Annotated in this window: 24 protein-coding genes and 2 riboswitches; of the genes, 21 read left to right on the forward strand and 3 right to left on the reverse strand. The window is 36.1% G+C overall.

Annotation, left to right across the window (positions count from 1 at the left end):
* Positions 1 to 11: 11 nt before the first annotated feature.
* A riboswitch (SAM riboswitch) is annotated at positions 12 to 119 on the reverse strand.
* A gap of 229 nt (positions 120 to 348) precedes the next feature.
* Positions 349 to 450, forward strand: a riboswitch (SAM riboswitch).
* A 91-nt stretch (positions 451 to 541) separates the two neighbouring features.
* On the forward strand, positions 542 to 1,609 hold the full coding sequence (locus ACFOZ1_RS04190) for an inorganic phosphate transporter (protein WP_390196277.1): 1,068 nt from the start codon (positions 542 to 544) through the stop codon (positions 1,607 to 1,609).
* A complete protein-coding gene (cobA, locus tag ACFOZ1_RS04195; RefSeq protein ID WP_390196279.1) occupies positions 1,602 to 2,375 on the forward strand; it encodes a uroporphyrinogen-III C-methyltransferase in 774 nt (257 codons plus the stop codon). The genes ACFOZ1_RS04190 and cobA overlap by 8 nt, the downstream gene beginning before the upstream one ends.
* Before the next feature lie 765 nt (positions 2,376 to 3,140).
* Here cobA and ACFOZ1_RS04200 read toward each other — a convergent pair.
* Positions 3,141 to 3,404 (reverse strand): hypothetical protein, encoded by a 264-nt coding sequence (locus ACFOZ1_RS04200; RefSeq protein ID WP_390196282.1) that lies wholly within the window; start codon positions 3,402 to 3,404, stop codon positions 3,141 to 3,143.
* Between the two features lie 126 nt (positions 3,405 to 3,530).
* On the opposite strand from ACFOZ1_RS04200, the gene ACFOZ1_RS04205 reads away from it, so the two are divergent.
* Entirely contained in the window at positions 3,531 to 3,968 is a 438-nt protein-coding gene (locus ACFOZ1_RS04205; protein ID WP_390196285.1) for a cell wall hydrolase, read from the forward strand.
* 14 nt (positions 3,969 to 3,982) lie between these two features.
* Here the strand turns inward: ACFOZ1_RS04205 and ACFOZ1_RS04210 are convergent, their stop codons facing one another.
* On the reverse strand, positions 3,983 to 5,518 hold the full coding sequence (locus ACFOZ1_RS04210) for an MDR family MFS transporter (RefSeq protein ID WP_390196288.1): 1,536 nt from the start codon (positions 5,516 to 5,518) through the stop codon (positions 3,983 to 3,985).
* A gap of 223 nt (positions 5,519 to 5,741) precedes the next feature.
* On the opposite strand from ACFOZ1_RS04210, the gene ACFOZ1_RS04215 reads away from it, so the two are divergent.
* The 3 genes from ACFOZ1_RS04215 (at position 5,742) to ACFOZ1_RS04225 (ending at position 6,993) form a co-directional block, all read left to right on the forward strand.
* Complete coding sequence (locus ACFOZ1_RS04215) at positions 5,742 to 6,068, forward strand: helix-turn-helix domain-containing protein (RefSeq protein ID WP_390196291.1); 327 nt, start codon at positions 5,742 to 5,744, stop codon at positions 6,066 to 6,068.
* Positions 6,069 to 6,299: 231 nt separating this feature from the next.
* Positions 6,300 to 6,794 carry a VanZ family protein gene (locus ACFOZ1_RS04220; RefSeq protein ID WP_390196293.1) on the forward strand — a complete coding sequence of 165 codons (495 nt, stop codon included), beginning with the start codon at positions 6,300 to 6,302 and terminating at the stop codon, positions 6,792 to 6,794.
* 55 nt (positions 6,795 to 6,849) lie between these two features.
* Positions 6,850 to 6,993, forward strand: a complete 144-nt coding sequence (locus ACFOZ1_RS04225; protein ID WP_390196296.1) for a hypothetical protein — start codon at positions 6,850 to 6,852, stop codon at positions 6,991 to 6,993.
* A gap of 43 nt (positions 6,994 to 7,036) precedes the next feature.
* Here ACFOZ1_RS04225 and ACFOZ1_RS04230 read toward each other — a convergent pair whose 3' ends face one another.
* Entirely contained in the window at positions 7,037 to 7,678 is a 642-nt protein-coding gene (locus ACFOZ1_RS04230) for a YigZ family protein (protein WP_390196299.1), read from the reverse strand.
* A 145-nt stretch (positions 7,679 to 7,823) separates the two neighbouring features.
* Between ACFOZ1_RS04230 and ACFOZ1_RS04235 the strand changes: the two genes are divergently transcribed.
* The 15 genes from ACFOZ1_RS04235 to hag (ACFOZ1_RS04305) all read left to right on the forward strand — a co-directional run bounded on the left by ACFOZ1_RS04235 (position 7,824) and on the right by hag (ACFOZ1_RS04305) (position 20,116).
* Positions 7,824 to 8,948 carry a sensor histidine kinase gene (locus ACFOZ1_RS04235; RefSeq protein WP_390196302.1) on the forward strand — a complete coding sequence of 375 codons (1,125 nt, stop codon included), beginning with the start codon at positions 7,824 to 7,826 and terminating at the stop codon, positions 8,946 to 8,948.
* Positions 8,949 to 9,060: 112 nt separating this feature from the next.
* Positions 9,061 to 9,762 (forward strand): response regulator transcription factor, encoded by a 702-nt coding sequence (locus ACFOZ1_RS04240; RefSeq protein WP_390196304.1) that lies wholly within the window; start codon positions 9,061 to 9,063, stop codon positions 9,760 to 9,762.
* Positions 9,763 to 9,908: 146 nt separating this feature from the next.
* A complete protein-coding gene (locus tag ACFOZ1_RS04245; RefSeq protein WP_390196305.1) occupies positions 9,909 to 10,751 on the forward strand; it encodes a DegV family protein in 843 nt (280 codons plus the stop codon).
* 61 nt (positions 10,752 to 10,812) lie between these two features.
* A complete protein-coding gene (locus tag ACFOZ1_RS04250; RefSeq protein WP_390196308.1) occupies positions 10,813 to 12,156 on the forward strand; it encodes an ATP-dependent helicase ComFA in 1,344 nt (447 codons plus the stop codon).
* Positions 12,153 to 12,824 carry a ComF family protein gene (locus tag ACFOZ1_RS04255; RefSeq protein ID WP_390196310.1) on the forward strand — a complete coding sequence of 224 codons (672 nt, stop codon included), beginning with the start codon at positions 12,153 to 12,155 and terminating at the stop codon, positions 12,822 to 12,824. Before ACFOZ1_RS04250 ends, ACFOZ1_RS04255 begins: the two co-directional genes overlap by 4 nt.
* 82 nt (positions 12,825 to 12,906) lie before the next feature.
* Positions 12,907 to 13,317 (forward strand): TIGR03826 family flagellar region protein, encoded by a 411-nt coding sequence (locus ACFOZ1_RS04260; RefSeq protein ID WP_390196313.1) that lies wholly within the window; start codon positions 12,907 to 12,909, stop codon positions 13,315 to 13,317.
* A 182-nt stretch (positions 13,318 to 13,499) separates the two neighbouring features.
* Positions 13,500 to 13,751: a flagellar biosynthesis anti-sigma factor FlgM gene (gene flgM, locus ACFOZ1_RS04265; RefSeq protein WP_390196316.1), complete on the forward strand. Its 252-nt coding sequence runs from the start codon at positions 13,500 to 13,502 to the stop codon at positions 13,749 to 13,751.
* A gap of 22 nt (positions 13,752 to 13,773) precedes the next feature.
* Positions 13,774 to 14,271, forward strand: coding sequence for a flagellar protein FlgN (locus tag ACFOZ1_RS04270; RefSeq protein ID WP_390196319.1), 498 nt, complete (start codon positions 13,774 to 13,776; stop codon positions 14,269 to 14,271).
* A gap of 18 nt (positions 14,272 to 14,289) precedes the next feature.
* Positions 14,290 to 15,954: a flagellar hook-associated protein FlgK gene (flgK, locus tag ACFOZ1_RS04275; protein ID WP_390196321.1), complete on the forward strand. Its 1,665-nt coding sequence runs from the start codon at positions 14,290 to 14,292 to the stop codon at positions 15,952 to 15,954.
* A gap of 4 nt (positions 15,955 to 15,958) precedes the next feature.
* Positions 15,959 to 16,855, forward strand: a complete 897-nt coding sequence (flgL, locus tag ACFOZ1_RS04280; protein WP_390196323.1) for a flagellar hook-associated protein FlgL — start codon at positions 15,959 to 15,961, stop codon at positions 16,853 to 16,855.
* A 56-nt stretch (positions 16,856 to 16,911) separates the two neighbouring features.
* Positions 16,912 to 17,502 carry a DUF6470 family protein gene (locus tag ACFOZ1_RS04285; protein ID WP_390196325.1) on the forward strand — a complete coding sequence of 197 codons (591 nt, stop codon included), beginning with the start codon at positions 16,912 to 16,914 and terminating at the stop codon, positions 17,500 to 17,502.
* A gap of 12 nt (positions 17,503 to 17,514) precedes the next feature.
* On the forward strand, positions 17,515 to 17,961 hold the full coding sequence (gene fliW, locus ACFOZ1_RS04290) for a flagellar assembly protein FliW (protein ID WP_390196326.1): 447 nt from the start codon (positions 17,515 to 17,517) through the stop codon (positions 17,959 to 17,961).
* Position 17,962: 1 nt separating this feature from the next.
* Positions 17,963 to 18,193 carry a carbon storage regulator CsrA gene (gene csrA / locus ACFOZ1_RS04295; RefSeq protein ID WP_390196329.1) on the forward strand — a complete coding sequence of 77 codons (231 nt, stop codon included), beginning with the start codon at positions 17,963 to 17,965 and terminating at the stop codon, positions 18,191 to 18,193.
* A 128-nt stretch (positions 18,194 to 18,321) separates the two neighbouring features.
* Entirely contained in the window at positions 18,322 to 19,182 is an 861-nt protein-coding gene (hag, locus tag ACFOZ1_RS04300) for a flagellin Hag (protein WP_390196332.1), read from the forward strand.
* Between the two features lie 67 nt (positions 19,183 to 19,249).
* A complete protein-coding gene (gene hag / locus ACFOZ1_RS04305) occupies positions 19,250 to 20,116 on the forward strand; it encodes a flagellin Hag (RefSeq protein WP_390196335.1) in 867 nt (288 codons plus the stop codon).
* The last annotated feature ends 623 nt before the right edge of the window (positions 20,117 to 20,739 follow it).

A 20,739-nucleotide genomic window follows, 5' to 3' on the forward strand; every position in this document is an offset into this window, starting at 1 on the left:
GGTTTATTTTCTCCTTATCTTTGGTATAAATATACCGTCTGGAATTAGCACCATGCACAAAAAACATGCTGGTTGCTGAGGCATCACTGGGCCAGTCCCTTAACCTCTCTTGATAAGTGTATACAACTATTTAGTTTTTATGGAAATACTATACAATACATCATACATCTTATTGCATGAGAATTCAATAAAAAAATAAAAAAAATTTAAAACCTAGTAAATGCATGGGATATAAGGGTTTTTAGCTATTTTCCGCTATTATAGGGAAGAAATGTATATTGACAATCGAATTAATTGCCATTATATTCAATACAAATCATTGTTTCATTTTTTCGAAAATTAGATAAATTCTTATCGTGAGAGATGGAGGGACTGGCCCGAGGAAATCTCAGCAACAGGCAAAATGCACTGTGCTAATTCCAGCAAGGATATGAACTTGGTAGATAAGATGTAGAGATGAACTTCTACCTTTGCCAAGAGTAGGAGTTTTTTTGCAAACTAAAGAATGTTCTGCACATATAATCTAAATGAGGAAGTAGGAATGGATATGTTAGTTACAATTGCGATATTAGCAGCTTGTCTGTTTGCCTTTAATATAGGAGCAAGTGGTTCTGCCGCAAGCATGGGCGTTGTCTATGGTGCAAAAGTCATTAAAAAAAGAAGAATGGCTCTTTTTTTAGCAGGGATTGGTGCGATTGTTGGTGCATTATGGGGCGGTCAGCATGTGACGAACACATTAGGTAAAGGAATCATCTCTGAAGAAATTATTGATGTACCAATTGCTGCAATTATCTTACTTGTAGCTGGAGGGACGTTACTCATTACGAATTATATAGGAATTCCATTGTCAACAAGTGAAGTAACGGTTGGTGCAATTGTTGGTATCGGAATTTCTTTTCAACAATTATATGTCACAAATGTCATACAAATTGTAAGTCTATGGTTAATCATTCCATTCATTGCTTTTTTAATTACGTATACGTTTGAGAAGTTACGAGTAAAAATAGGGCATCGGATTAAATGGAAAATCCCGCACAAAGTATTAGCAATTCTATTATTAATTACAGGATTTTTCGAAGCAATTGCTGCAGGAATGAATAATGTAGCAAATGCACTAGGACCATTAGTTGGTGCAAGTATTGTCTCAATGGAAGTAGGTTTGCCATTATTGGCGATTGTTGTCGCATTTGGTAGTTTCTTATTTGGTGGAAAAGTACTAGAAACAAATGCAAAGAAGATTACCAATCTATCATTAGCAAATGGTGTGGTTATTTCAAGTACAACAGGAGTATTAGTCATTATTGCTTCATTTTTCGGTATGCCAATTCCAATGACACAAGTAACGACAACAGCAATTGTTGGAATTAGCGCAACAAAAAGCTGGAAACTCGTATGGAAACAGCGTATTATTCATCAAATTGTAAAGGTATGGGTAACGTCACCTGTGATTTCATTAGTCATCGCGTATAGCTTAACAGAAATTTTTGTACAAAAATCTTTCTATACTGTGACATTATTAATACTCACAATCGTCATAACTTTTGTATTATTAAAGTATGAAGTAAAAGTTGACAAAAAAATCGGAAGGGAATGGCAGGCGAATGAGTAAAGTATATATAGTTGGAGCGGGACCTGGGGACAAAGAATTGATTACAGTTAAAGGGTTGCGCGCAATTCAAGAAGCGGATGTAATATTATATGATCGTTTAATAAATATGGATTTATTAGAAGAAGCAAAAGAAGGTGCGGAACTCATTTTTTGTGGGAAAGAACCGAAATTACATGGTGTAATTCAAGATGAGATTCATCGTTTGCTCGTTTTCTATGCAAAACAAGGAAAAGTTGTGACAAGATTAAAAGGTGGCGACCCATTCATTTTTGGTCGTGGTGGAGAAGAAGGCCAAGTACTTAGTAGAGAAAATATCCCATTTGAAATCGTGCCTGGTATCACTTCTGGAATTAGCGCAGCGGCATATGCGGGTATTCCATTGACACATCGCGGTATTAGTGGCTCTGTAAGCTTTATTAATGCATCCAATCCTGATGCGCGAACTAGTGAGGAGTGGGAACACTTAGCAAAAGGTGCAGATACACTTTGCTTTTATATGGGAGTCCGTCAATTTCCAAAAACAGCCGAGTATTTAATAAAAGCAGGATTAAAACCATCCACACCTGTTGCGATGATCCACTGGGGAACATTTGCTCACCAAAAAACAATTATCGGTACACTGGATACAATTGAAGCAAGATTGCATGAGATAAGTAACCCATCCATGATTGTGATCGGTGATGTGGTGTCATTACATGAAGAATTACAATGGTTCGAGCAAATTGCGACAAAGCAAACAGTTGTTACAAATGGAGCGAGTGTTTAGTGAGTTTTATTGAGTGATATGTGGTTTATTAGCTTGAATTACAAGAGGGTGAGGGGGATAATGCATTATATCAGCCGATGTGAGAGTGAAGAAAGGCAGATAAAATGCAGTGGAAGGTAGATAAAGCGTATATCCACCCATCCGATGAAAATATCGCCCGAGTTACGAAAGCGTGAGGGGGATAACGTGTTATATCGGCCGGTGTAAGTGGGAAGAAAGGTAGATAAAGTGTAGCGGAAGGTAGTAAAGTGTATATCCACCCATCCGATGAAAATATCGCCCGAGTTATGAGAGTGTGAGGAGGATAATGTGTTATACCGGCCGGTGTAAGTGGGAAGAAAGGCAGATAAAATGTAGCGAATGGTAGATAAAGCGTATATCCACCCATCCGATGAGAATATCGCCCGAGTTATGAGAGTGTGAGGAGGATAATGTGTTATATCGGCCGGTGTAAGTGGGAAGAAAGGCAGATAAAATGTAGCGAATGGTAGATAAAGCGTATATCCACCCATCCAATGAAAATATCGCCCGAGTTACGAGAGAGTGAGGAGGATAATGTGTTATATCGGCCGATGTATGTGGAAAGAAAGGTAGATAAAGCGTATATCCACCCATCCGATGAAAATATCCCCCTCCAACAATGAGAGAAACAGGTAGATATCACATTAAATCACCCACAACCCATAAGAACATGGGCTGATAAATACTCACCAGTCCCCAAAAAAGAAAAAGTATCGGCCCCATCAACCGATACTTCACGAAAAACTATTTTCCTAATACCCGTTCAATCTCTTTTTGGTCTTCCTCCCAGTCCCATTTCGGATTAATTTGATTTAAAAATGTTCGAATGGTAGCTTCTGCTAAATCTTTTTTACCTGTTGTGTTATTGAGGTATGATTTCAATTCCCATCTACCACCTTTCCCATCAGAAGGTGTTTTCCATTGGACTGTAAATATATAATCATTATTATTAATTTCTGTATGAATCAATAGAATATCTTTATGCAGAATCATATTGGTTAGTTTCAATGATAGCGCCCCCTCGTATGAAGTCTTATTTCTAGTATATCACGAACCGATACCGCTTTCACTATAATTTTAGGTATGGTACATTTTATTTCCACTTTGAATATATAGGAAGTAGGCAAAGGAGGAATGAGCGTGGCTGTAATTAAGGCAAATGAGGAAGATGTGAAGTTGTTAGCGAGATTGATGCGTGCAGAAGCAGAAGGTGATGGGAAATTAGGTATGTTAATGGTGGGAAATGTTGGGGTAAATCGAGTAAAAGCAAAATGTCTTGATTTTCGCGATATTAATACGATTTCTCGAATGGTTTTTCAATCGCCTGGAGGATTTGAAGCAACACAGAAAGGGTATTTCTATCAACGAGCAAGGGAAAATGATATTGAATTAGCGAGAGAGGTAATTAAAGGAACGAGGTATCACCCAGCGAGTTATTCATTATGGTTTTTCATGCCTGAAGGGGCGTGTCCTGCACAGTGGTATGGACAATGGAATTCAGGCAGGTACAAGAGTCATTGCTTTTTTACACCATTAAATAGTGAATGCCCATCTGTATATCAAACTTTTTAAGAAAAAGCAGAAGATTAGTCTCCTGCTTTTTCTAGCTGTATTTTAGGATAGAACAAACACATGATAAATGTAAAAATTCCAATAATAAATAACCCGATATAGACATGATGCAATGCAAATGTCAATCCATCTTGTAGTGTATGTAATTCAGTTTGAGATAATGTTTGTCTCGTTGATTCATCAAGTAGCATATCTGTACTTGCAACATCTAATTCGACATTTTGCTTTTGGTAATATTGTTGCATTTGTTGATTTAAAAGTCCTCCTAAGAATGATGCACCAACAGCACTTCCGATAATACGCATAAACATATGTAATGATGTTGCGACACCACGCAAATTCCAGTCCACATGATTTTGAATGGAGACGATGAATGTTGTACTACTTAATCCCATTCCACATCCGACGACAAATGAACTAACAGCCGCATAGATTGGACCTTTACTAGGATCTAGTAGAGAAAATAAAAATGTTCCAATTAATAGAAAAGTCCCTCCACAAATTGCAGTTGTACGAAAACCAATTCGAATGACTAGATGTCCAGCAATGGTTGATGAGATTGGCCATCCAATTGACATCGTACTGAGTGCAAATCCAGCTACAATCGCAGTTTCTCCCATGACACCTTGGACATATGTTGGTAGAAAGCTAGACAAACCTAAAATAATCATCCCTGAGGACAGTGCGCAAATGTTTGCAATTACAATTAATCTGTCTTTCCATAGAAATAATGGAATCATTGGTGACGTTGCCTTCCGCTCATGCCAAATAAATATGGTCATACAACTTAAAAAAATCAAAATGAAGCCGATATTCTCTATGGAGAGCCATGCCCATGCTGTACCTGCTTGTACAAATATGATGATTAATGCAGAGATTGCGACAAGAAAAAGGCTAGAACCTATATAATCGATATGCTTTTTGGCTGTGCTAATATCTTCATGGAAATACTTAGCAACACCAATTAATCCGAAGATACCAAGAGGGATATTCATCCAGAAAATCCATGCCCAATCGATGAACTGAACGATGAAACCACCTAGTAATGGACCAATTACAGAGGAGATCCCCCATACGCTTGCTAGGTATCCTTGTACTTTTGCTCGCTCCTTTACTGAATACATATCGCCAACAATTGTTGTAACGATTGGTTGTATGGCACCAGCACCAATCCCTTGAATTAAACGAAAGATAACAAGCCATCCCATCGATGCAGCGAAACCGCATAGTACTGTACCGATGAGAAAAATAATAACACCAATAATGAATACAGGCTTACGACCATATAAGTCTGCTAGTTTCCCATAAATCATTGTCGTAATAGCTTGCATCAATAGGAAGCTAGAGAATACCCAGCTATATAATGAAAAACCACCCAAGTCTGCCACAATGTTTGGCATAGCTGTAGCGACAATGGTACCTTCAATCGCTGCCATGAACATAGACAGAATGAGCGCAATAAGCACTAGAGGTCGATTTGTTTTCCTTTTTGCCATATGTTTCTCCTTTGCGTGAAAGTGGTATACTGTCATTGTAGCAAAATATGACATAAATGTATAAAGACTATATGATTAAAAAGTGTTTATTTACAATTACCTATATTAATGTGAATTATTGTATACTTTACAAAGGAAAAAATGACTGATTCACATAATATAATATACATTTTCTAACGTTTATTTTATTATTTCGACAAAAAATATACTTTATATAGAACAAAATAGTAATTTTGTGCTATAATAAGAATATAAAAAAATAATTAGGAGTTGCGATATGATAGGACAAAAATTACAAGAGCTTAGAAAAAACAAACGAATGTCGCTTTCGGAAGTTGCTGAACAAGCAGGGGTAGCTAAATCATATCTGAGTTCCATTGAGCGCGGGATTCAATCAAACCCTTCGATACAATTCATGGAAAAAGTAGGAAAAGTGTTAGGAGTTACTGTAAATGAATTATTAATAAATAATGAAGGTTTAGCTATTAGAGAGCAATTAGATGATGAATGGTTGAAATTACTTGAGGATGCGAGAAAATCAGGTATTTCCAAAGAAGAATTTAGAGAATTTGTCGAATTTAATAAATGGAAAAAAAGTCACTAATCTAACAGTAATTTTAAGTAATGTTTGAAATAGGATATATTACATAAAAAATCCGTACTTACGCATAAAAGCGAAAAGTACGGATTTTTTTAATTAACTTTAATATAGTTCATTCGATACATGTATATACACATATTTTTTATAAAATTTTGGTAAACTATTTCAATTTTCTTCTTTTCATTATTCCTTTTCTATTATATGATAGACAAGTAGTGCAAAAAGGAGAGAATAATGAAGAAAGTTGTTTACTTTATACCAGCAATCATCATGATGGGGATTGTATTCTATTCCTCTTCACAAGAATATCAAGAACAAGATATAAGGCCATTGCTTAAACAATATGTGGATTTATCTTTTCTTACACCACTATTTGAAAACATTAGGATAAGTTATCACAATAATATTGTCAGTGTCGAAACGCATGGGATCGAAGGATTTATTGAGTTCTTTCTTCGTAAAGGTGCACATGTCACGGTTTTTCTTCTCATATGTCTATTTCTTTACTATGGGATTACGAAGAGTTTTGCGCAATTGTCAGACTTTTCAAAATTGTGCTTTGCGTTTTTTGTCACAGTATTGTATGCTTTATTTGATGAATGGCATCAAAGTCTCACACCGAATCGTACACCATACATTGGTGATGTGTGGTTAGATAGCCTCGGTGCAAGTCTAGCAATCTTGTTTATTTGGATTGTACTTCATTTTCGTACTAAAAAGACACAGTAACAAAACATATGAGTAGACATAAAATATATTAGATGGGGATAAATGAGGTGAAATGTTGTCTGAGCAAGAAATTTACCAATCTATTTTAGAAAAAATGCTGATCCAGACAGAACAGAAACAAATCAATAGTTCTGAAGATTTTATAAAAAAATTAACACAAGAATTGCGTAGTTCCAATGTAATCAATGCCAAATTTTAATAACAAAAGCGCCAGATTATCTTTCATCAGGCGCTAATCATATTTAAGGATTTACAACATCGATTTCTACATACTTCTGGTCACCTTTTTGTATGTGTGCTGTTCCATTCGATAAATTTGTCATCCAAGCTTCGAATCCTTCTTCATCACCGCTCATTACATAAATTTGAAGTGTAACTTGTTCTAAATAGTCTATTTTCTCTAATAGATAATTAGATTGTCGTAGTTCATTTTCTATTTTTCCGAGTAATGTATAATCAACAGTCACATCATGTGCATACATCATTTTGCGTTCTACTACACCTGTTGTATTAATTGCTAATGTGGTTGTGCTTGCATATGCACGAATGAGTCCTCCAGCACCTAGTTTAATACCTCCAAAATAGCGTGTAACAACAACACATGTATCTTTCAAATTTCTTTTTTTCAACACTTCTAAGATAGGCACACCAGCAGTACCACTAGGTTCACCGTCATCATTTGCTTTTTGTATCTGATCATTTTCACCTATCATATATGCTGAGCAATTGTGTGTGGCATCTGAGTGCTTTTTCTTGATTTCTTGGATAAATGTGAGCGCTTCTTCTTCTGTTTCCACACGTCTCACATAACCAATAAAGCGGGATTTTTGAATAATCTGTTCATCAGATCCCTCTAATTTAACTGTATAATAGTTATCTAACATAGTAATCTCCTCCTATATTTGTTGTGTATTTCTATACAACCATGTAAAATTAATTAAAACTATAAAATGTGAAAAGGCCCCCATAAAAAGTACTAATTATATCGAATGGTTTACATGCAATAATTAGGTGGTGAGAAGGCAATTTATGAGCTTAAAAGAACAACACTTAGATACTATTATACAAGAGATGGTTGATACAGTAAAAAATAGTAAAGATGAAGTATTTCATATTGCGGAAGAATCCCGTAAAGAATACGAAAATTTGAAAAATGAGTTAGAAATATTGAAGGAAAAAGTCATTATTACAATTGAAGAAAGTGATGAATTAGAAAGACAGTCCAAATTAGCGCGCAATAGATTATCCGTTGTTAGCAAAAACTTCAAGATTTATTCGGAAGATGTGATTCGTGAAGCATATGATCATGCACATAAAGTACAGTCAGAATATGTAGTGAAACAAGATAAAGAAAGACAATTGCGCGAACGAAGAGATGAAATTGAGCTAAGATTGAAATCCATTGAAGCATTAGTGGAACGTGCAGAAGGATTAATGGGAAAAATCAGTATTGTTTTAAACTATTTAAATGATGATTTTAAAGCAATGACAAATCTCATCCAAGATGCACAAGAAAAACAAGCATTTGGCTTACAGATTATTGAAGCACAAGAAGAAGAAAGACGTCGCTTATCAAGGGAAATGCATGATGGCCCTGCGCAGATGTTAGCAAATATATTGATTCGCTCAGAATTTGTCCAACGTACATATCAAAAAGGCGATACAGATGCAGCAATGAATGAATTGCGTAATGTAAGAGCATTAGTCCGCACCTCTTTACAAGAAGTACGTCGGATTATTTATGATTTACGCCCAATGGCATTGGATGATTTGGGGTTAATACCAACAATTAAGAAATATATCGCTACATTAGAAGAACAACATGATAATATTCATTTTAATTATCGTTCACAAGATGACAGGCTTCCTAGTAAGTATGAAGTAGCACTTTTTCGTTTGATTCAAGAATCGATTCAAAATGCAATCAAACATGCGAACGCAAAACGTATTGATGTGAAGTTGGAAGTGACTAGAGATAGTGTTAACGCACTGATTAAGGATGATGGGATTGGCTTTGACCGAACTCAGAAGAAAGACAAGTCATTTGGCTTAATTGGCATGGGAGAACGTATTGAAATGCTTGACGGAGAATTGACGATTGATAGTGAGAAAAACAAAGGTACAAAAGTGTGGATTAAGATCCCGATCAATTAATAGTAGATAATAATTATACACTTACTGTATAATAAGTGTATAATGAATAAAAATAACTATCAATGAGTTGTGAAATAAGAAAATAGTTATAGAACAATTAGGAGGAAAAGTAATGTCCACAAATATTATATTAATAGATGACCATAAATTATTTCGTGAAGGGGTAAAACGTATACTTGAATTAGAATCAGGCTTTAACGTTTTAGCAGAAGGGGACGATGGCTCGATGGCTATCGAACTTGTGCGCAAATATAAGCCAGATGTTGTGTTAATGGATATTAACATGCCAAGTGTGAACGGGGTAGAAGCAACTGCAGAATTATTAGAGACATATCCTGGTGTGAAAGTTATTATTTTATCAATTCATGATGATGAAAACTATGTGACACATGCACTTAAATCAGGTGCACAAGGATACTTATTAAAAGAAATGGATTCAGATGCACTAATTGATGCGATTACTGTTGTAAGTGAAGGCGGCTCTTACTTACATCCAAAAGTCACACACAATCTAGTGAAAGAATATCGTCGTCTAGTAACAGAAGAAGATGCATTATACGGATCTGATAATACTTTATCTAAATTAAAGAAAATCGATCATAGAAAACCATTGCACTTATTAACAAGAAGAGAGTGCCAAGTGTTACAATTACTTGCAGAAGGTAAGAGTAATAAAGGTATTTCTGAATCGTTGTATATTAGTGAAAAAACAGTAAAGAACCATGTGAGCAGTATTTTACAAAAGATGAAAGTAAAAGACCGTACACAAGCAGTTGTTATTGCAATTAAAAAAGGTTGGGTAGAAATTCTTTAATAGGAAGTAAGGGAAGCGAGCGAATCGAATGAGATTGCTCGCTTTCTTTTGTATAATAGGATCGTAGAAAATAATATTACTATGCAAGCCTGTCATAGTTAGGTAAAATAGAGATTAAGAAAATTTACAGGGAAGGAATCGATGGAATGAGTGTTGCAATCATTACGGATAGTACATCTTACATATCCGAACAGACGCGTGCCGAATTATCTATTCACATGATTCCGTTAAGTGTGGTATTCGGTGACGAGGTGTATCAAGAAGAGATAGATATTACAACTGCAGAGTTTTACCCAAAAGTAAAATCAGCTGCCCAACTACCAAAAACATCCCAACCATCTATTGGACTTGTAACAGAATCCATTGAAAATTTAGCAAAAGATTACGATGAAGCAATTTTCATTACATTATCTAGTGGTATAAGCGGGACATATCAAACAGCTGTGACAGTAAAAGGAATGGTCGAAGATATCGATGTATACCCATATGATTCTGAGATTAGCTGTATGGCACAAGGATTCTACGTTTTAGAAGCGGCTAGACTCGCAAAAGCTGGCGAGAATGCTTCGACTATTTTAGCACGACTAGATGTGATGAAAGAATCGTTACGTGCATACTTTATGGTAGCAGATTTGTCACACTTACATCGTGGTGGCAGATTAAATGGTGCTCAAGCACTGATTGGTAGCATGTTACAAGTAAAACCAATTTTACATTTTGAAAATAAATTGATTGTACCATTTGAAAAAATCCGCACAGAGAAAAAAGCATTAAAACGAATCTTCCAATTATTTGATGAAGATGCAAGTACAGGTGTGCAAATAGAAGCATCTATCATTCATGCGAATAGAGAAGAAGATGCAATACAGATAAAAAAAGAATTAGAAGAAAAGTATCCGAATGTAACAATTACAGTAAGTTACTTTGGTCCAGTTATCGGCACACACTTAGGTGAAGGTGCACTCGGATTAGGTTGGTATAAGAAATAATGGCGGTGGAAATGCACCGTCTTTTTTTCTAATTTTATTATAGAAAGGATGAAAGTTTTTGATGGATGAAAAATTCCTCGCAGGTAAACTCCTACTAAGACAAGAAATCCCTCTCACCACACAACAACTTGAACAACTCATAGATTCAAAAAAAATAGTAACGATTGAAGCAATCACACAAACACTATTCCGTTATCGATGTAATCGTTGTATGACAACCAAACGGCACCATTTTGCATCTATTCCTTGTAAACGATGTATGCATGAACACGTCTATTGCAGGAACTGTATTCGGACAGGACGAGTATTAGCATGTGAGACATTATATTATTGGAAGAGAGAGGCGATAAGCTGGCCGGAACAATTGCATCCATGTGAATGGACAGGAAGTTTAACCAAACACCAGCAACATGCAGCAGAAGTCATAAATTGTACACTTCAAGCAAAAAAGAAAGAGCTCATCTGTTGGGCAGTTTGTGGTGCTGGAAAGACAGAGATGTTATTCCCTGCTATCACGACAGTTTTACAACAAGGTATGAGAATTTGTCTTGCTACACCAAGAGCGGATGTTGTTAGAGAATTAGCACCAAGATTCAGGCAAGCATTTCCACATACGGAAATAGAAGCATTATATGGAGGGACAGAAGAACGAACAGGCATTGCTCAACTTGTACTCGCAACGACACATCAATTGATTCGTTACAAACATGCATTTGACTGTATCATTATTGATGAAATCGACTCCTTTCCATACCATAAAGACGATTCGCTCCACCAATTAGCCAAACGTGCAATGAAAGATGAGGCATCGGCCATTTACCTTACTGCAACCCCCCGTCCAAAAGAAAAAAGACGCATCCAAACAAAAGAACTCCCAGTAGTCTTCGTGCCAATTAGATTTCATGGCTTTCCACTCCCAGTACCTGAACTTATTCTAGATAGAAAATTACACAAAAACCTCCAAAAATCGAAAGCACCACAATCATTTGAACATTACTTAGAAACAAGATATCGACGGTTTCTATTATTCGTTTCAACCATTGACCAGTTACCAAAAGTAAAGAAAATGATTTCCACCTTCAACATCACAAGTGAGACAGTGCATGCAGAAGATCCGAAGCGAAAAGAATTGGTTGATCAATTCAGAGAAAATAAGTTTGACTGTCTCATTACAACAACGATTTTAGAGCGAGGAGTTACATTTCCATCAATTGATGTAATCGTGTTTGACGCAGGTCACCAAGTATTTGATGAAGCGGCATTAGTTCAAATCGCAGGAAGAGCTGGGAGAAGTCCTGATGACCCGAATGGACATGTACTATTTTTTCACCAAGGGAAGACAAATGCAATGGTACAAGCGATCGAACAGATTACGACAATGAATAAAAAAGGACGAGAACTATGAATCTGTGTTTAAATTGTTCGGAACCACTAGTATTAGATATTACATGGTCGAATGTCTTTCAATTAAGCAATCCATCTCCATTATGTGAAAAATGTACAGCACTTTTATCATTAATCACAGGACCAATCTGTGAAAAATGTGGGAGGCAAATGAAAGAAGCAACGATTTGTTCCGATTGTGCGAAATGGAGTGAAAACATATTACGCACAAATCGAGCAGTATTCTCCTATTCTAATGAGATGAAAATATTTATCCAACAGTGGAAGTTCAGAGGAGACTATATTTGGATCGATGCATTTGAACCGTATATTAAGGCCATATTCACAAAGTACTATCACAATATCCAAGCAGTGCTTGTTCCGATTCCACTAACGGAGGAGCGTCTCTATGAACGAGCATTTAACCAAGCAGAAGCAATTGCCACCGTTATCGATTTACCAATTGAAACAGCACTTCAAAGGGATAATCAGTTTCAAGAAAAGCAATCAAAGAAAACACGAGTCGAACGTTTGCAATCCAAAAATCCATTTATCGTCACAAAACAACTAAACAAACCAGTTATTCTGGTCGATGATATATATACAACAGGTATGACGATTCATCATGCTGCAAATGCGCTACATACGTACGGAGTGAAAGAAATATATAGTTTCACTTTAGTTCGATAATGTACTTAACGATTAGTCGATAAGATGATATAATGCATAAAAATAGTTCGACATTTTTAGACAGAAAAAGGAGGCGTAAGTAATGGCTGAAATAGCGAATTGTATACGTTGTGATAAATTGTTTGCGAGAGTCTCAAGACCAATATGTCACGATTGTATAAAAGAAGAAGAGAAAAAATATGATATTGTTTACCGTTTTTTACGTGTGAGAGAAAATCGACAAGCAACGATTCCTGAAATAGTTGAAGCAACAGGAGTAGAGTATGAATTGATTTTGCAATTCGTAAGGGAGAATCGATTACGACCAGCACAATTCCCAAATTTAAGTTATCCATGTGAACGATGTGGTGCACCGATTGGAAGAGGAAAACTGTGCGAGAATTGTACAGGTTCTATTCAACAAGACTTACATAAACATGATGAAATCGAAAAAGTAAAAAGAAGACACGAAGAAGAACAAAAAAGAGCGAAAACATATTTCACGCGTGATTGAAAGTAAATGAAGAATAGGTCTCGGGAAGTAAGGGATTATTTCCCGAGTATGTATTGATTGATCCAACTCTACATAAACTCCTGTAGAAATTCACAACTATTTTCCTACTTAACATTTTCGCATTGCAACCGATATAATAATTAATAAGAATTTTTTTGAGCGGAAGGAAAGAGGTGTGTGTAATGAAAATCAATGGAACGAATCATTCGAAAATCAATCCATATCAGAACCAGCAATATGTTCAGAAAAAAGAAGCGAAAAAAGCAAATACACAAGCAGATCAACTCCAAATCTCTGATCAAGCAAAACAACTACAGTCAAAAGACACACGAAGTAGCTATGTCAATGAGATTAAACAACAAGTAGAAAATGGCGAGTACAAAGTAGATAATAAAGAAACAGCGAAAAATCTACTCAATTTTTGGAAAGCATAACTAAAAGGAGCGGACGATAAACATGTCAGTTCAACCAATTATCGACCATTTGCAAACATTAACAGATTTGCATGCAAGCTTACTGCAATTATCTGTGCAAAAGACAGAACTATTAAAAGATGGGGAAATGGATGCATTACGTGAGCTACTGAATAAAGAACAAAAACATGTTCAAGCATTGAATCAGATTGAACAGAGACGATTAGATGCTGTGGCAACATGGGCGAAACAACACAAGCTTGATTCGACTATTACGGTATCTGAAATGATTGAGCATCATACAACAGGAGCGGAACGAGAACAACTAGAGCGTGTGACTTTAAAATTAGCAGAGCTAGTAGTGGAGCTTCGTCATCAAGAAGACTTGAATCGTCAGCTAACGAAACAATCGCTTCAATTTGTCCAGCTTTCTTTAGATATGATGCAACCATCGATGAAAACAATCAATTATAGTAACAAACAAACATCTACATCTACACAAACGCCACCAAAACGATCAGTCTTTGATTCGAAAGCATAGATTTAGGAGGAACAACTAATGGTATCAACATTTAACGGATTAGAAGTAGCAAAGCGAGCGCTACACACACAACAATCCGCATTATATACAACAGGGCACAACATCGCCAATGCAAATACAGAAGGATATACAAGACAACGGGTGAATTTCGTCCAATCATCCCCATATCCACCAGCAGCACGAAATCGTCCAGAAATTCCTGGACAAGTCGGAAGTGGGGTAGAAGCAGGTTCGATTCAACGTATTCGAGATAGTTTTATTGATAAGCAATACCGTCAAGAAAATACAAAAGTAGGCTTTTACGAGACACGTGCAGATATGATGAGCAAAATGGAATCGATATTGAATGAACCAACAAATGAAGGGTTATCAGAGACTTTAGACCTTTTCTGGAAGTCGTTACAAGACCTTTCAGTGAACCCGGAAGATTCAGGTGCTCGCTCAGTTGTGAAAGAACGTGCCAATGCTTTAGCAGATGCGTTTTCGTATGTACATAATTCCCTGCAACAAGTAAGAGCAAATTTGAAAACAGAAATTGGTGTTGATAACACGAAAGTAAACTCAATCCTTGATCAAATCAATCAATTAAATGGACAAATTGCTAAAATCGAACCACATGGCTATGTGCCGAATGATTTATATGATGAACGTGATCGTTTGGTTGATGAGCTTTCTTCCTATGTCGATATTAAAGTTGACTACCGCAAAAGTACAGGACAACCGAGTCCGATTGCAGAAGGTATTGTTACAATTACATTAAATACAGATAAGACAGATGTTGAGAATGGCAATAATGAACCGATTAAATTAGTTGATGGAAGCTTAGATGTCGTGACAGGTTCGGATGATGCGGTGAAACATCTATTCACAGATTTCAATGACGATAACAATTTGAATGCGATTTTCTTTGCGAAACCGGACAGAGAAATGGATTATGAAGACCAAGTTGCTCAATTAGTTGCGAATAGTGATGGAGAAACGTTCATTTATGGAGAAAATTATAATATAAATGGGAAGCTCGATGCATTAATTGATGGTTCTGGCTATGTAAAAGACTTCACTTATGGAGCTGGAACACCTGGGGAAGCAACAGGTATTTACAATGACATGTTAAAGAAATTAGATCGATTAGTGGAAAACTTTGTGACAGAATTCAATGCAGTCCATGAATCAGGCTATACTTTAACAACAGATGCGAATGGTGACCCTGTTCAAGGTGGTGCATTCTTTGAAGGGACAACAGCTGATACAATTAAAGTAACGGATGCCATCTTAAATGATACAGATTTAATTGCAGCAAGTAACTCAGGAGACGCTGGTGATGGAGAGAACGCAACAGACCTTGCCAATGTGTACACAAAACGTGCAGAACAATTCATCTCGACAACAATCCCAGCAGATATTCAATTAGATGACAAAGCGACGATTAAGAGTTACTTTGAATCCGTTATCGGTGAGATGGGTGTTATTTCCCAAGAAGCCAATCGTATGCAAGGAAATTCACTTGTTCTTCGCCAACAAGTAAATGAATCAAGACAATCGATTAGTGCGGTATCTTTAGATGAAGAAATGACGAACATGATTCAGTTCCAACATGCATACAATGCAGCGGCACGTAGTATGACAGTAGTTGACGAGATGCTAGATCGAATTATTAACAACATGGGCTTAGTAGGGAGGTAAGTAAATGCGCGTTACACAATCAATGCTAACAAACAATATGCTGCGTAACTTAAGCAGCAGTTACAATAATTTAGGTAAATATATGGAACAATTATCAACAGGAAAGAAAATCAACCGTCCATCTGATGATCCTGTTATTGCAATGAAAGGGATGGACTACAGAACACAAGTAAACCAGATTGAACAATTTGAGCGTAACATTGGTGAAGTGCATAACTGGATGGATAACTCCGACTCTGCACTTGATAAAGTTCAAAAAGGGTTAGAACGTCTACGTGAATTAGCTGTTCAAGGTGCGAATGGCACATACGAAGAAGGTCAGCGTGGTAATATTGCAGCAGAAGTAGACCAAATTAAAGAACATTTAGTTGAACTTGCCAATACGAAAGTAAACAATAAATTCATCTTCAGTGGTTCTGCAACAACAGGAAATGGCGGCGAACCTCCATATGAATTAAATGAAGATGGTACATTCGTCACACCAATTAACACAAATGATGTCAATATAGAAGTATCTGATGGGACAAAAATTCGTGTTAACGTAAAACCTGACAGTATCTTTACAGAAGATTTATTCAAAGATTTAACAGACTTCTCTAACGCATTAAAAGACGGGACAGACGACGAAGCAATCGGAGAATTTATTGGCAAAATCGATACACATATTGATAACAATGTAAATGCACGCGCAGACTTAGGTGCACGTCAAAATAGAATTGATTTAATCGAAAATCGTGTCAAAGAACAACTCGTAACAGCAAAAGACATGATGTCCAAAAACGAAGATGCGAACATGGAAGAAGTAATTATGAATTTAACTTCACAAGAAGCAGTTCACCGTGCCGCATTAAGTGCAGGTGCACGAATTATTCAACCATCCTTACTAGACTTTTTACGATAAATACGAAGCCTTACCTTCTATCAAGGTGAGGCTTTTTTACAAAGGAGTAGATGCGCATGCAATTACCTCAAATTCGCATCCAATCACAAAACGCGATGATTGGATTACGAATCAATGATGCCAATGTTCAAATCGACTCAGAACCTGCAAAGCTAGAGATTAGTCAACCACAAGCAGAAGTACGTATTTCAACAAAACAAGGAAAACTAACGATTGATCAGTCCAAGGCACTCGCAGATGTCGGGATTATCCCGACAGAAGAATCAGTCAAACGAATGGCAGACAATGCAATGCAAACAGCAATCGAAGGTTCAAAAAAGAGAAGAAGGCAAGGAGATAGGATGATGGAAGTACATAAGAACGGTAATGTCCTTCCTCAAATCGCCAAACAAAATGGCGAACGACCGATGAAACAATTCAATATTGGTTGGATTCCAGGACCAAATGGAGTAACATTTCATTATGAACCCGCAGAAGTAGAGGTTGATGCGAAAGCAAATCAACCAATTATTCAATCAGAACAAACCAAAAATCAATTTCATTATCAACGTGGCGGAGTGGAAACATACCTAGCACAGAAAAATTGGTTACAAATAGATTTCGTCCATGTCAAATTTGTCGGCAATAACTTTGAAATTGAAATATAAAGGAGTACACATATGCAAATTGAAACGAAATATTTTGGACAACTAGACGTAAAAGAAGAAGAAATCATTACATTTCCTAATGGTATTCCAGGGTTTATTGAAGAAAAATCATTCGTTCTCTTACCATTTGACGAAGGTGGTCTCTTTCAAGTGTTACAATCCACAAATGGCGTAGACCCTGCATTTATTGTTGTTGATCCATTTTTATTTGTGAAAGAATATCAGATTGAGTTAGATGATGCGACATTGGAACAATTAGAAATAGAAAAAGAACAACAAGTGCGGATTGTGAGTATCGTGACAGTAAAAGAACCATTAACAGCTAGTACAGCAAATTTAAAAGCACCGATTGTAATCAATCAAGAGAAACAAATCGCAAAACAAGTCTTAACATTACAAACAACATATGAAACAAGAGAGAAAATCTTTAACAAAACCTCAAAGGAAGAGGTGGAGTAATGTGTTAGTCCTATCCCGTAAATTAAATGAAACGATTAAAATCGGTGAAGATATCGAAGTAACCGTACTCGCAATTGAAGGAGAACAAATCAAGCTTGGCATAAGTGCGCCAAGGGATGTCGAGATCCACAGACAAGAAGTATATGATGCGATTCAGAAGGAGAATAATGAAGCGGCAAACTTGTCCAAAGATTTAATCGATTTATTTAAAAAAAAATATAAAAATGACTAAACAATTATTTGCATGTGTCGATAATACTAGTAGAAGCTGATGAACGTGACTGGCGGCCGCTTTCACAATCATTAGCCTAACCACAAGGATGTGGAAAATGAACTTATATCTCAAGGAGGAAAAGAATTATGATTATTAATCACAATATTCCTGCATTGAATACCCATCGTCAATTAGGAATTAATCAAAATGCAATGCAAAACTCAATGGAGAAATTATCTTCAGGTCTTCGTATCAACCGTGCTGGTGATGACGCGGCAGGGCTAGCGATTTCTGAAAAGATGCGTGCGCAAGTTAAAGGTTTAGATCAGGCATCTAGAAATGCTCAAGATGGTATATCTTTGATTCAGACTGCTGAAGGTGCACTTCAAGAAACTCATTCTATTCTACAACGTATGCGTGAGTTGGCAGTTCAGTCTGCTAACGATACTAACGTAGGCGTTGATCGTTCAGAACTTCAAAAAGAAATGAATGAATTGATTGATGAGATAGATAGAATTGCAGAAAACACAGAATTTAACCAAAAGAAATTAATAAATGGGGATTTAAAAACGGGTGCATCTGGAGCATTAAATCTACAAATTGGGGCTAATTCTGGTCAAAGTATTTCATTAGAAATTAACTCTATGGCAGCTAGTGGTATTGGAGTATCAGGGTTAAAAGTTTCTGGAGCGTCAGGAACCTCAACAGGTGGGATTATGAGTCATACTGAAGCAACTGCAGCTATTAAGACTATTAACGATGCTATTGAAGATGTTTCAGCTGAACGTTCAAAATTGGGTGCTTATCAAAATCGATTAGATCACACAATTTCAAATTTAGACAATTCTTCTGAAAACTTATCTGCAGCCGAATCTCGTATTAGAGACGTAGATATGGCTAAAGAAATGATGGAAATGACTCGAGCAAACATTCTTTCTCAAGCTTCTCAATCTATGTTAGCTCAAGCAAATCAACAACCACAATCAGTATTGCAATTACTAGGATAGTAAATATAGTACTATTTTAAAACTATTCACATGGAAGTGAATAAGTTATTCAAGGAGGAAAATAATTATGATTATCAATCACAATATTCCAGCTTTAAATACTCATCGTCAATTAGGAATTAATCAAAATGCAATGCAAAACTCAATGGAAAAACTGTCTTCAGGTCTTCGTATTAACCGTGCTGGTGACGATGCAGCGGGTCTTGCTATTTCAGAAAAAATGCGTGCACAAATTAAAGGATTGGATCAAGCTTCTCGAAATGCTCAAGATGGCATTTCTTTAATCCAAACTGCAGAAGGTGCTTTACAAGAAACACATTCTATATTACAACGAATGAGAGAGTTAGCTGTACAATCCTCTAATGATACGAATGTAGGTGTTGACCGTTCAGAATTACAAAAAGAAATGAATGAATTGATTGATGAAATCGATAGAATAGCAAAAAACACAGAATTTAACCAACAAACATTATTAAGTGGAGGACTATCGGGATCAGGATTGAACTTTCAAATTGGCGCTAACTCAGGACAGAGTATTGAATTAGAAATTAGCTCTATGTTAGCAGATGATATTGGTAATGGTACGTCAGGGATATCTGCTTTAAAAGTTGCAACTCCAACAGGTACTTCTACAGGCGGTATAATGGATTACAGTGGTGCAACATCAGCAATATCTTTGGTAAATGATGCGATAGAAATGGTATCTGCTGAGCGTTCTAAGTTAGGTGCTTATCAGAATCGTTTAGAACACACTATTTCCAATTTAGACAATTCTTCCGAGAATTTGTCTGCAGCAGAATCACGTATCCGTGATGTTGATATGGCCAAAGAAATGATGGAAATGACTCGTGCGAATATTCTTTCTCAAGCTTCTCAATCTATGTTAGCTCAAGCAAATCAACAACCACAATCAGTACTTCAACTATTAGGTTAATAGTTACTTATTAGATGGGGACTCTAGTTATATCGCTAGAGTCTTTTTTGCATTATTAAATCGGAGGATTGAGATATGATAAAATGAGAGTTATTATTGAACAGGAAAGGAATTCAAGTGAAAACATGGACACGAACTTTAGAGACCTAACTGTTAATATAGCAACATCACAAATTGACTCTCATTCTAAACTCAACAAAGGTTATAATTAGAGGTAAAATATAAATGTACTTATAGATAATGGAATAATTAATACAACTTTTTACAAGTAGGTTATAAATTGATTTGAATCAAATGTATTTTCTTTCATAGAGGTTATATTAGAAGGTTGGGGCAAGTATTGTCGATTAACTAATAATGTTCAGATTAAATTGAATAAGTACAAGTCTGACTAATATCATATTTCATAAACATAGCCATCTTATTCGCTGATGAAATTTAACAACTTACATATCAAATAGCTAATTGTGATGACTTAGAGAGCTTTCATTGCCCAAAGTCTAATAACAAATCCAATTAGTATATTAAAAAATATAATAGAAATTGAGCAAAATGGTAAATTCTATTAGATTATTTTAATGACGTTTATACCTAAAAATTGAATAATTTACTACTTCAATACA

The organism is Gracilibacillus marinus (assembly GCF_042651725.1).
GTDB lineage: Bacteria > Bacillota > Bacilli > Bacillales > Amphibacillaceae > Gracilibacillus > Gracilibacillus marinus.